Origin of the sequence: Chryseobacterium defluvii (assembly GCF_014204415.1) — a bacterium.
Classification (GTDB): Bacteria; Bacteroidota; Bacteroidia; order Flavobacteriales; family Weeksellaceae; genus Chryseobacterium; species Chryseobacterium defluvii_A.
In genome coordinates this window covers 961,915-974,712 of the sequence record NZ_JACHLE010000001.1, presented here as the reverse complement: position 1 = coordinate 974,712, position 12,798 = coordinate 961,915, and the positions used below count along the sequence as shown (strand labels likewise).

At 38.5% G+C, this 12,798-nt stretch carries 12 protein-coding genes; all 12 read left to right on the top strand.

The window, feature by feature from the left end:
- Window positions 1-47 precede the first annotated feature (47 nt).
- The 12 genes from HNP38_RS04380 to HNP38_RS04325 all read left to right on the top strand — a co-directional run bounded on the left by HNP38_RS04380 (window position 48) and on the right by HNP38_RS04325 (window position 12,638).
- Complete coding sequence (locus HNP38_RS04380) at window positions 48-794, top strand: electron transfer flavoprotein subunit beta/FixA family protein (protein WP_184185044.1); 747 nt, start codon at window positions 48-50, stop codon at window positions 792-794.
- A 43-nt stretch (window positions 795-837) separates the two neighbouring features.
- Entirely contained in the window at window positions 838-1,785 is a 948-nt protein-coding gene (locus HNP38_RS04375) for an electron transfer flavoprotein subunit alpha/FixB family protein (protein WP_184185041.1), read from the top strand.
- A 171-nt stretch (window positions 1,786-1,956) separates the two neighbouring features.
- Window positions 1,957-2,556 (top strand): bifunctional nuclease family protein, encoded by a 600-nt coding sequence (locus tag HNP38_RS04370; protein WP_184185038.1) that lies wholly within the window; start codon window positions 1,957-1,959, stop codon window positions 2,554-2,556.
- Window positions 2,557-2,579: 23 nt separating this feature from the next.
- Window positions 2,580-3,839, top strand: coding sequence for a nucleoside permease (locus tag HNP38_RS04365; RefSeq protein ID WP_184185035.1), 1,260 nt, complete (start codon window positions 2,580-2,582; stop codon window positions 3,837-3,839).
- 115 nt (window positions 3,840-3,954) lie between these two features.
- On the top strand, window positions 3,955-4,509 hold the full coding sequence (locus HNP38_RS04360) for an RNA polymerase sigma factor (RefSeq protein WP_184185032.1): 555 nt from the start codon (window positions 3,955-3,957) through the stop codon (window positions 4,507-4,509).
- Complete coding sequence (locus tag HNP38_RS04355; protein ID WP_184185029.1) at window positions 4,475-5,221, top strand: hypothetical protein; 747 nt, start codon at window positions 4,475-4,477, stop codon at window positions 5,219-5,221. The genes HNP38_RS04360 and HNP38_RS04355 overlap by 35 nt, the downstream gene beginning before the upstream one ends.
- Window positions 5,222-5,305: 84 nt before the next feature.
- A complete protein-coding gene (locus HNP38_RS04350; protein WP_184185026.1) occupies window positions 5,306-6,361 on the top strand; it encodes a hypothetical protein in 1,056 nt (351 codons plus the stop codon).
- A gap of 75 nt (window positions 6,362-6,436) precedes the next feature.
- Window positions 6,437-6,832 carry a hypothetical protein gene (locus HNP38_RS04345; protein ID WP_184185023.1) on the top strand — a complete coding sequence of 132 codons (396 nt, stop codon included), beginning with the start codon at window positions 6,437-6,439 and terminating at the stop codon, window positions 6,830-6,832.
- Window positions 6,829-7,239, top strand: coding sequence for a hypothetical protein (locus HNP38_RS04340; protein WP_184185020.1), 411 nt, complete (start codon window positions 6,829-6,831; stop codon window positions 7,237-7,239). The genes HNP38_RS04345 and HNP38_RS04340 overlap by 4 nt, the downstream gene beginning before the upstream one ends.
- Window positions 7,240-7,300: 61 nt before the next feature.
- A complete protein-coding gene (locus tag HNP38_RS04335; protein ID WP_184185017.1) occupies window positions 7,301-8,479 on the top strand; it encodes an acetyl-CoA C-acyltransferase in 1,179 nt (392 codons plus the stop codon).
- A gap of 313 nt (window positions 8,480-8,792) precedes the next feature.
- Window positions 8,793-10,283, top strand: coding sequence for an MFS transporter (locus HNP38_RS04330; protein ID WP_184185014.1), 1,491 nt, complete (start codon window positions 8,793-8,795; stop codon window positions 10,281-10,283).
- 183 nt (window positions 10,284-10,466) lie between these two features.
- The gene (locus HNP38_RS04325) at window positions 10,467-12,638 is read left to right on the top strand and encodes a T9SS type A sorting domain-containing protein (RefSeq protein ID WP_184185010.1); all 2,172 of its coding nucleotides are present in this window, start codon (window positions 10,467-10,469) and stop codon (window positions 12,636-12,638) included.
- The last annotated feature ends 160 nt before the right edge of the window (window positions 12,639-12,798 follow it).

Genomic DNA, 12,798 nt, shown 5'->3' with positions numbered 1-12,798 from the left:
GAAACCTTAAGGTGGCATATGCAAATCAAAAAAAATTAAAACAACATATGAAAATATTAGTTTGTATCAGTAGTGTTCCGGATACTACTTCTAAAATTAACTTTACAGCAGATAAATCTGCTTTCGACAAAAACGGAATCCAATGGGTGATCAACCCCTTAGATGAATTTGCGTTAACAAAAGCAGTTAAACTTCAGGAATCTCAGGGAGCTTCAGTAACAGTGATCAATGTAGGGGATGCGGCTACAGAACCGGTGATCAGAAAAGCATTGGCGATAGGTGCCAATGACGCAGTAAGAGTAAACCTTGATCCTAAAGACAGTTATTCTACAGCAAAAGAAATTGCTGCTGTTGCTCAGAACGGAGGCTACGATCTTATTCTATGTGGGAAAGAATCTATCGATTACAACGGAGGTTCAGTTCCGGGGATGGTTGCCCAGTTATTGAATAAGCCTTTCGTAAATGCATCCGTAGGTTTGGAAGTAAACGGAAGTGAAGCTACGGCTGTAAGAGAAATTGAAGGAGGTAAAGAAACCATTTCCGTAAAGCTGCCGGCAGTATTTGCAGGCCAGAAAGGATTGGTGGATGAAAAAGACCTTATTATTCCAAACATGAGAGGGATCATGTCTGCAAGAACAAAGCCTTTGCAGGTTGTGGAGCCTGCATCTTCTGAAGTGAAAGTTCAGGGAGTTTCTTATGACAGCGTACCGCCGAGAGCAGCCGTGAAAATTGTATCTCCGGACAATCTGGATGAATTGGTAAGATTACTTCACGAAGAAGCTAAAGTAATCTAATCTTTTAATCATTAAATTTTTTAATCTTTAAATTAATTTTAAAATGGCAGTATTCGTATACGCAGAAAATATAAACGGAGTTTACAAAAAAGCGGCTTTTGAAGCAGTTTCCTATGCTAAAGCTGTTGCAGACCAGGCTGGAGATACAGTGACAGCAATCTCTGTAAACCCTACGGATTCTTCAGATGTATTATACAAATATGGAGCATCCAATGTAATCAATATCAAAGACGAAGGTCTTAAAAATTTCTCGGCAAAAGCATTTGCCCAGGCTGTAAGTGAAGTTGCAGGCGGAAATATTATCGTTTTCCCGCATACTACTGATGCTTCTTCAATTGCTCCCATGCTGGCAGTAATGAAGAACTATTCTTTAATCACCAATGCTTTGGCTGCTCCTGAAAGCCTTTCACCCTTCCAGGTGAAAAGAAAAGCTTTCTCAGGAAAAGGTTTCATGCATGCAAAAGCAGAAGGCAGCGGGGTGATCGTTACCGTATCCCAGAACGCATTCGGTGTGAAAGAAAATGCAGTAGCAGGTTCAGAAGAAGTGAAAAATCTTTCCGTAGCCAATGAAGATACAAAAGTGATCTCTCACGAGCAGAGTTCCGGAAAACTGGACCTTAAGGAAGCTGAAGTGGTAGTATCTGCAGGAAGAGGGATGAAAGGCCCTGAGAACTGGGGAATGATCGAAGAGCTGGCTAATGTTCTCGGAGCAGCTACTGCTTGTTCCAAGCCTGTTTCAGATATCGGATGGAGGCCTCATACAGAGCACGTAGGGCAGACAGGAAAAGCAATTTCCCCGAATCTTTACGTTGCTGTAGGGATTTCAGGAGCTATTCAGCACCTTGCCGGAGTTAACTCTTCTAAAACGATTGTAGTGATCAACAATGATGCGGAAGCACCATTCTTCAAATCAGCGGATTACGGAGTAGTAGGAGATGCATTCCAGATTATTCCTGCATTAACTGAAAAGATCAAAGCAATAAAAGGATAAAAGTGAATTGGCAGGAGTCAATTCGTTTTGCTTGTCAATTTTAAAATTCACTTGCGAAGCAAAATTGACAATGCAATTAATTCACAATTCATATATAAAAGCCCTTTCCGGGCTTTTATTTTTGTGCAAAAAGTAAAACCTACAATAAAAAATTAATTTATATTTGTAGTTATGGATTATAAACAGTTAGTTATTCGCGGAATATCATACAGCCAGACCCAATCTGGGGCATACGCACTATTATTGGAACATGAAGAATCACATATAAAATTACCTGTTGTTATAGGAAATTTTGAAGCACAATCCATTTCTCTTGGCTTGGAGAAAGATATTCACCCGCCCCGCCCTCTTACTCATGATTTATTCACAAAATTTATAGTTTCTGCCCATTACGAACTGGTTTCGGTGATCATCTATCAGATTGTAGACGGAGTTTTCTTTTCCAATATCAATTTCAAGAATAAAGCTAATGATGAAGAACTCATTCTGGATGCCAGGACTTCCGATGCCGTAGCAATGGCAGTAAGATTTGATGCACCTATTTTCACGACGCAGCAGGTACTGAATGAGGCAGGAATCCTTCTGGAACTCGAAGATGTATCCAAAGAAGAGCAGGCATTTTCAGAAACGGTACATACAGAGGACAGCCTGAGGTCGCTATCTATGGAAGAGCTTCAAAAATTACTGGAAGAAGCCGTAAAAGAAGAAGATTATGATACGGCTCTGGAAATTCAGGAAGAGATCAAAAGGCGAAAAAAGAAAATCGATTAAGAAGATATTATTTATAACAAATTATGAATTTAAAATTACGACTTACCATCCTCAGCTTTCTTCAGTTCTTTGTCTGGGGAGCATGGCTGATCACCATTGGAGTGTATTGGTTTGGTACTAAACAATGGGGTGGTGCAGAATTCGGGGCTGTATTTTCTACATTAGGTATTTCATCCATTATTATGCCCGCACTCACGGGAATCATTGCCGATCGTTGGATGAATGCCGAAAGATTATACGGTATCCTTCACATTTTATATGGTATAACATTGTTTTTTCTTCCTCAGGTATCTGATCCCGATCAGTTTTTCTGGGTGATGCTTATTGCGATGTTCTTTTATATGCCTACCATTTCCTTGTCCAATTCAATTGCTTATTACGTTCTTAAAAATAACAATTATGATGTGGTAAAGGTTTTCCCGCCGATCAGGGTTTGGGGGACCATAGGGTTTATTGTGGCCATGTGGATCACCAATCTTACGGATAATAAAGATTCCGCCAACCAGTTTTATATTGCAGCGCTTTTCGCTATTCTTTTAGGGATCTATGCCTTTACGCTGCCAAAATGCCCGCCACAGAATGCCATTCCTAAAAATGCCACCACATTGGAAAAATTAGGATTGAATTCATTATCCCTTTTCGGGAACGGAAAAATGGCGATGTTCTTCGTGTTTTCCATGTTTTTGGGAGCCGCTTTACAATTGACCAATATGTACGGGGATGCCTTCCTTTCAGATTTTGGTAAAATGCCTGAATATGCGGACAGCCTGGTCGTGAAACGATCCACATTGATCATGTCTATCTCCCAGGTCTCCGAAACTTTATTCATACTGGCAATTCCTTTCTTCCTGAGAAAATTCGGGATTAAAAAAGTGATGCTGATCTCTATGTTTGCCTGGGTTCTAAGATTCGGATTCTTTGCCTATGGGGTTCCGGAAGGTTTTGGCCTTGTTCTCATCATCCTTTCCTGTATAGTGTACGGAATGGCATTTGACTTCTTTAATATCTCAGGTTCTCTGTTTGTAGAGACCAATACCGATTTTAAGATACGTTCTTCCGCACAGGGATTATTCATGATGATGACGAACGGTTTTGGAGCCATGATGGGAAGCCTTGTAAGTGGATGGGTAATTCAGAATTATTTTACCTTACCTAACGGAGATAAGATGTGGCATGAGATCTGGCTGTATTTTGCTGCTTACGCTTTAATCATTGCCATATTGTTCGGTCTATTCTTTAGGCACAAACATGATCCTAAGGAGATAGCGGAGGTAAAACATTAATTTTATCTTATTGATTATTAAAATATTAAATTGCATTTTAAAAAAAAGTGCAATTTTTTTTATTCTACAGGCAACTATTTCAAAATTTCGCTGTCTTATAGATAGAAACTGATACATGGAGAATTTAGAAAAGAATTTTATACTGGCTAAAAAGCAGGACCGTAGAGCTCAAAAGGCTCTCTACGAAATGTTTTCGGGCAAGATGCTCGCCATTGCGAATTCTTATACGAATAACCTTCATGATGCTGAAGATGTGCTGCTGGGAGCATTTATGAAATGCTTTACGAAGATTGAAGAATGCAGGGACTGGAAGAGCTTTCCGTTTTGGCTGAGGAAGATTGTAGTCAATGACTCCATCAATTGTATACGGAAGAGTAAAAACCTTCTCTATGTTGACATAGAAATTGCAGATGATTATTCTGACGAAGATTTTGAAGAACCTTTGAAAGAGATTAATCTGGAAGAGATATTTTCTCAGATGCCGGTAGGATACAGACTGATCTTCAACCTGTATGTTTTTGAAGAAAAGAAGCATCAGGAGATTGCCGAAATATTAAATATTTCAGAAGGAACCAGCAAAAGCCAGCTAAGCAAAGCTAAAAAATGGCTTGCAGATTTTTTAAAAGAAAAAAAAAATGAAAAAAGAAATATTGAAACAATTAAAGTCTGAGTATGAAAGGCATGAAATAAAGCCTTCTGCCGATCTTTGGGACAGGATAGAGCAGGAAGCCGGAGAAATGCCGGATATAAGCCCTAAAACATCTTTTCAATGGTGGAAATATGCTGCGGTACTATTGCTATTGGTTTCAACAAGTGCTATCCTTTATTTTACATTCAATACAGACAATGTTGAAAAGACAATAACCAAAACCGGACTTCCTCAGAAACCGGAAAAAACAGAAAAGGACCCGGATATTCTTCCTCAAAAGAAAACTAATGAAAATACGGGTACTACTTCTGATCTGGCAGTACATACGGAAACAAGAAGCAGCCATATAAACAATAAAAAAGAAAGTCGTATACAGGTCTATAATGATCAGTATGAACGAAGTCATCATAAAACGGAAACACAAAGAAATCATAAAACTGATAATATTATTCAGATTGCCTCTGACGATCAGGTAAAAACCCCGGATATGGTAAAACAGGAAGAAAAGATCATTGAGGATAACGATAAACTGGCCGTTTCTCCAAACATTCCTGAAAAGAAACCGGCAAAATATATAAAAGCATCCGATCTGCTTGCCGGAAGAGAATATGAAAAAAGCCCCGAGAGCCGGAAAAAAGGATCTTATGTAAGAATAGATTTAAATAAATTAAAACCTCATTTCTCACAAGTGGTGACTTTAGGGATCACTGTGCACTCTAACAACGATCAATAAATAAAAATTCACTAAGAATCAATCATAATTATTCAACTGAAAATCAGTTGAACAGCCAGGATAATAATTAAAAAATAATAAAAAATGAAAAATAAAACCCTATTCTCTGCCATTATGCTGACTTTTTCAGTAATGGCCTTTTCACAGAAGGAAAACGATAACCGTGCTGGTGAGACCCTGAAGGTTAAGATCAATAACTATGCAACAAAAATAGACAGCATTGTATCTTCTGAAAAAACAAAAATGAACGCTGAGCTGGACAGCATTGATAAAAGCTTTAAGGACGGGAAGATCTCCGGAACGGAAAAACTGAACCTTAGCAGCCAGATCGCGTCAAGGTATGAAGGACTCATTAATGAAAAAGTAGATGCTGAAAAAGAAAGCTTTGAAGAAATAACCCGTGAAAGAGTAAAAAAATCTGTTCTGGGAAAAAGTGCTGAAGAGAAAAAAAGCGATATGAAAAGGCTTTTGAACAACTCCGGATTCCTCATCAGTATTGGTTTTCTGAATCTTACAAACAATTCAGCACCGTTTGACTTCTTCAATAAGCCTGAAGAAATGCGTTTCGGGCAGTCAGGGTCTATTTCCTATCAGTTCAGGTTTGAAATGCAGGTCGGAAACTATTCCAGCCCTGTGTTTTTAAACTACGGACTAGGGCTGAGGGCAGACGGATATGATGTAAAAAAATCAGCTGTTTTCGCTCAGGGAAACGGAAAGCTGTTTCAGGTGCCATTTACTCCTAACAGCCTTAAATATTCACAGCTAAAAGCAGAATATATTGAGATTCCATTGGATTTGCAGTGGGTGCTTAATCCTAAATACGTAGACTATGACGGGGAGAAATTTATAGATGATACCAAAACACAGCTTAGGGTTGGGATCGGAGTATATGGAGGAGTAAGAATTGGAGGCAGGATAAAATACAGGTATTCGGACGAAGTAACGAATAATAATATTTTTAAGCAGAAGGTAGAAAACGGAATGAATCCGTTTCTGTTCGGAACTAAATTCAGTATAGGCTATGGCGGGATCAGCCTGTTTGTAAAAAAAGACCTGACTCCAATTTTTAATGATGATGCCATAATGAATAACAAAAACGGTTTACAGATAGGAGTAGAGCTTTTTAATTTAACATTTTGATTAACAGATAAATATGTTTATTTGGAACACACTTTTCAGAGTGTGTTTTTTTTTGTATTTTGGCACTTTAGAAATATGAAAAATATTCAGTTATTAGGATTGCTATTGGTAGTTGTGGGAAGCTTTCTGCCATTGGTTCATGTTCCGATTATCGGAAACTGGAACTACTGGAAAATAGACCACTATCTGGCTATTGCATGCTGGTTTCTTTCTGCCTGTGCATTGTTCGGAATTGTAAATGGCAGTATGAAGATCGTAAGAACATTTGGGGTTCTTTTGATCCTTTTATTCATCTTTACTTTAATAGCTATTAAATTTCAATCTCTAGAATATTTCAATTTTCTGCCATTCAAATCCTGGAGAGAAGCCTTTGCCGGCGTGGTAAAGCTCAGATGGGGCTGGGTCATAGAGTTCTTTGGAGCTTTTTTAATGATTATCACTAAAAATAATAAAACAGCAACACAGATATGAATTGTTTAAAAGTAATTCCGGCAGTACTTTTGTTTTTGGGTATTTCCCAAGCCAAAGCTCAAAGTACTCCTTTCAAATCGCCCGATAAAACCGTTCAATGTAAAAATATAAAAGAGGGAAAATTCCTGCGTAATGGCTATCCCGAAGAAATATGGTATATGACGGTCAAAGATAATGTTCAGACCGAATATTTTAATGGCGGTAAAAACTTTATAAAATCCACTCTTGTGTTTGTAGATGACTGCAACTATAAAGCAATCGTAATGGAAAAAACGGTGAAATCTACTCCTATTCAGATAGGGGATGTTTTTAATAACACCATTACAGAAACAGAAAAAAATGCTCTGAAAATTCAGTCTAAAATAGATAAAAAACAATTTGAACTGGTATTGGTTAAAGTAAAATAATAAATTAATATAAAAGTAAAACCGCAAGGTTTAAATGACTAAAAAAATTAAATATATACACATGAAAGAAGTATTCATCGTCTCCGCAGTAAGAACCCCAATGGGAAGTTTTATGGGAAGTTTATCTACTGTTCCTGCAACAAAGCTAGGATCTGTTGCCGTAAAAGGAGCATTAGACAAGATTGGCCTTGACCCTAAGAACGTTCAGGAGATCTATATGGGAAATGTATTGCAGGCGGGAGAAGGACAGGCACCTGCCAGACAGGCGGCACTTGGAGCAGGACTTTCTATCGAAACTCCTTCTACAACCATCAATAAGGTATGTGCTTCGGGAATGAAGGCCGTAATGATGGCTGCACAGTCTATCAAAGCAGGAGATGCGGACGTAATTGTTGCCGGAGGTATGGAAAATATGTCGATGGTACCTCATTATTATAATGCAAGAGTAGCCACTAAATTAGGTGACATTAAAATGCAGGACGGAATGGTTCTTGACGGGCTTACTGATGTTTACAATAAAGTGCATATGGGAGTTTGTGCAGAAAAATGTGCAACAGATTACGGCATTTCAAGAGAAGATCAGGATAATTTTGCTGTTGAATCATATAAAAGATCAGCCAATGCATGGAGCGAAGGAAAATTCAAAGATGAGGTGGTGCCTGTGGAAATTCCTCAGAGAAAAGGAGATCCGGTGATCTTTGCTGAAGATGAAGAATACAAAGCGGTAAATTTCGACAGAATAGCTACACTTCCTACCGTATTCAAAAAAGAAGAAGGAACAGTAACGGCAGCCAATGCGTCTACTTTAAATGACGGAGCTTCTGCCCTGATCCTTGTTTCAAAGGAAAAAATGGAAGAATTAGGGCTTAAGCCTCTGGCTAGGATCGTATCTTATGCTGACGCCGCTCAGGAACCTGAAAACTTCACGACAGCACCGGCAAAAGCTTTACCTATTGCTCTTAAAAAAGCAGGTCTGGCGCTTACGGATATCGACTTTTTTGAGTTTAACGAAGCATTCTCTGTCGTAGGTTTGGCCAATAACAAAATTTTAGGATTAGATGCTTCCAAAGTAAATGTGAATGGAGGTGCCGTGGCATTAGGACATCCGCTTGGAAGTTCAGGATCCAGAATTATTGTTACTTTGATCAATGTTTTAAAGCAAAACAATGCAAAATATGGTGCTGCAGCTATCTGTAATGGCGGCGGTGGTGCATCTGCAATTGTGATCGAAAACTTATAAAATAGCTTTACGTGAGGGTCAAACATATATTATTGATTTTCTTATTAGGATTTGTATTAAGTGTTTTAGGAGCATTATTTAAAATTTTACATATTTTTAGTGGAAATTTAATTCTTATGATTGGTTCCTTCTTTCAAATTATAGGAGCTATATTGTTTGGATATAAACTACTTACGAATCCAAAGTTTAAAGAATTTTTAAATCAGTAAGGGCTTTTTAAAAAGATAAATAATCAAAGCCATTAAGAATTAATGTTTTTTTCAGCATTATCTTAATGGTTTTTTTATTTTTGTGCTACTAATATTTATTTGAAATGTCTGAAATTGAGAATCAACAGCCTCAAAATATAAAGAATAATCCAAAGATTATGAAGGCCTGGGCTGTATATGACTGGGCAAATTCCGTATACTCTCTGGTGATCACTTCTACCATTTTCCCGATTTATTACTCTATACTTACCACAGCGTACGAAAAAAAGGAGTATGTAGAGGAAACCAAGCAGTGGATCGATGTGCCGGTAAGGCACATGATCAAGATCTTCGGAAAAGAGTACCAGCCGGATGCCGTATATGGATATTCCTTAACCATTTCATTCTTTGTTGTAGTATTGCTTTCTCCATTCTTATCTTCCCTGGCGGATACCATCGGAAATAAAAAATCTTTCCTGCAGTTTTTCTGCTATTTGGGAGCTACCTCATGTATGGGGCTGGCAATGTTCACAGGAATGCATAATGTGTTTTTAGGGCTGCTTTTCAGCATTACGGCCAGTATAGGCTTTTGGGGAAGTCTGGTTTTCTACAATTCATTTTTGCCGGATATTGCGACCCGTGATAAGCAGGATGCACTTTCAGCGAGAGGATATGTGTATGGGTATATCGGTTCTGTAGTTTTGGTAGTGATCTGTTTGTTGCTGATTCAGGTTTTTGCCAAAGGGCCGGAGCAACAATTGCTGTTTACAAGGATCAGTTTCCTGTTTACAGGAGCATGGTGGTTTGGTTTTTCCCAGTATACCTTCAAGCATCTTCCTCAGTTTGGGGACGTTAAGGATAAGCTTCCGAAAGATCTGGTACTGCTCAACTATAAGAATATCTTTAAAAAACATGAGGAGCAGGGTGGTTTCTTTGAAGTTCTGAAAGATAATTTAAGCTTCTATAAAGATATTGCCAAAGAAAGCTTCCATGAACTCTTCAAGGTAGGAAATGAGCTGTTTAAAGACAAAAACCTGAAATTCTTCCTGTCAAGCTTTTTCTTCTACAGTGTAGGGATGCAGACGATCTTCCTTATGGCCACCTTATTTGGTAAAAGTGAGATCAACCTGGCTCAGGATAAACTGATAGCTACGCTTTTGATCATCCAGATCGAAGCTATCATTGGAGCCGTGATATTTTCAAGGCTATCCAAAAAAATAGGGAATAAGAATGTGATCTCTATTGCCGTGTTTTTATGGATCATTGCATGTATTTGGGCTTACTTCCTGAATAAGGAAAACCCGACGGTAGAATACCAGTTCTATGGCGTTGCGGCGGTTGTAGGATTAGTAATGGGAGGCCTTCAGGCAATGTCCAGATCTACTTATTCAAAATTACTTCCGGAAGACTCTATGGAAAATACCACATTCTTCAGTTTTTATGATGTACTGGAAAAAATCGCCATCATTATCGGTACATTCATTTTTGCTACCCTTATCGAACATTTTAATAATATGCGTATTGCGGCACTCTCCATGACGCTGTTCTTTGGGGCCGGGCTCATCCTTGTTCGGTTTGTTAAGATCAATATGCTGAAAGATAGAGATACTTTATAAAACAGAAGACGTTATTTTTAACGTCTTTTTTATTTTTAATATTTTAAGGGATAAAGCTGATCAGAAGTTTAATTAATTAGCCTTTATTATTCCTGTTGGAATAAATTTTAGCAGAAGTTTGTGAAAACCTGTCACCGGATTTTGATTTTTTTTGTTTATTTGCAAATCGTAATAATTTGAAAAATGATTAAGAAAATTCTGTTCCTTTGCATTTTGCAATGCTTTGTTTTTAGCTTTGGGCAGAAACTGCGTCCGGTGGCTCAAAAGGTTTCTGAGTACCATGACCAGAATAAAAACTTCACGAAATATGATGTATTTGAAGTCAATAAAGCTTCAGATAAAATTGTTGAGTATAAAAGGGCAGCCACGGATATTACAGTGATCAATATAAAGTCTGCCGAATTAAAAAGACTGATCAAAGATAAACCTGAATTTATTGAAGTATCATTTCCTTTTCAGGGAGATAAGCAGATCACGGTTGAGCTATATAAAAATCAGATCTTCACCAATGACTTTAAAGTAACAACCAATAAAGGAGAGATCGTACAATACACCCCCGGAGTATATTATCAGGGTATCGTAAAAGGGGACAACAGCTCAGTTGTTGCATTCAGCTTCTTTGATAATGATGTGGTAGGGGTTGTTTCTACAATGGAGCTTGGAAATGTAGTTTTGGGAAAAGTAAAGAACTCTGAAGATTTTGTAAGCTATTCCGACTCGAAACTGACAGGCTTAAATCCTTTTGTTTGTGAAGTAGACGAGCTGGCAGAAAACCAGTCTCAAAAAATATCTTTTGACCCGGCTGTAAGTAAAAAAGCATTAACGGAAAACTGTGTCAGGGTATATTATGAGATCTGTTTCAAACCTTATCAGAATAATGGTTCAAATACCACAACCACTGCCAACTGGCTGACAGCCGTTCACAATAATATCGCTACATTGTATAACAATGATAATGTTAAAACGGCATTAAGCGAGATCTATATCTGGACGACTGTAGACCCATATACCGGAAATCCAAGTACTAACCTAGGTAACTTTAGAAATAACAGAACTTCTTTTAACGGAGATCTGGCGCATTTGGTTAACGCTCCTGCAACAACAAGTGTAGCTTATCTGAATTCACTTTGTACAGCTAACAGATATGCCTATTCGGGGATTTCACAGACGTATAGTGATGTTCCGGTTTATTCCTGGACTATCCAGGCAATGACCCATGAAATGGGGCATGGTTTAGGATCTCCTCATACCCATGCATGTGCCTGGAACGGAAATAATACTGCTATTGACGGTTGCGGCCCACAGGCAGGCGCTAATGAAGGATGTAGTGGCCCGATCCCGTCTACTTCTACAAAAGGAACCATTATGAGTTATTGCCATTTGATTTCCGGAGTAGGAATCAGCTTTGCTAACGGATTCGGCCCTCAGCCGGCTGCCCTGATCAGAAATACGGTAGAATCCAAGCCGTGTCTTGGTACCAACTGCACGGAGTCATGTGGCACCACCGTTACAGGATTAAGTGTGAGTGGTATTACACAAAGTACCGCCAATGCTGCCTTCACGGATGCGGCATCCACATCCTGGAAATATAAGCTTACCAAAATGCTGGATGGCTCTACGGTAAGTAGCGGAAATACAAACAGCCAGACTCTTAATTTTACTAACCTTCAACCAGCGACGTATTACGTAGTGCATGTAGGAACAGATTGTTCCGGATCAGGGGCTTATCAGAGAACTCAGCTGTTCCTGACAGATGCAGAATGGTGTAGCGGAGCGCAGCAGTTTACAGATACGGGAGGTTCCCTATTCAACTATTCCGATAACCAGACGATAGTGAAGACATTCTATCCGGCTAATGGTTCCCTTACCATGACATTTACGCAATTTGATTTAGAATTGGATTATGATTATATGTTCGTTTATGACGGTCCTTCTACATCTTCGCCTTTGTTTGCAAACGGGATTGGATTAACAGGGGATACTGTACCGGGGCCTTTTACCTCTACACATCCTTCAGGAGCCATCACAGTGCGGTTTATATCCGATGAGGCCATCAGTGCAGCAGGTTGGAATGCAACTTTTTCATGTGCTGTTTTAGGGGTAGATGATGTTGATGTGAAAAACAGTATAATCAATATCTATCCGAACCCTGCCAAAAATGTGGTAGTGATATCTTCCAAAGAAAACCTGAAATCCTATAAAATATTTGATGAATCTGGCCGACTGGTAATTTCAGCATCATCAGTGAAAGGAAATAAGCAGGAAGTAAATGTTTCCTCACTACTGAAAGGAAACTATATAGTATCAGTGGAGACAGAAAAGCAAATTGTAAACAAGAAGCTGATTAAGCAATAATATTCACATAGAAAGCCTGATGATTTCAGGCTTTTTTATTTAGGAGTATTTTCTTGGATTAAGTTTAATTTAATAAGCTGGGCACAAATAAGACAATTCGGCTTAAAATTTGCTTATATTCAGCGAAATAATTTTAACTTTGCAAAAAGATTTGTATATA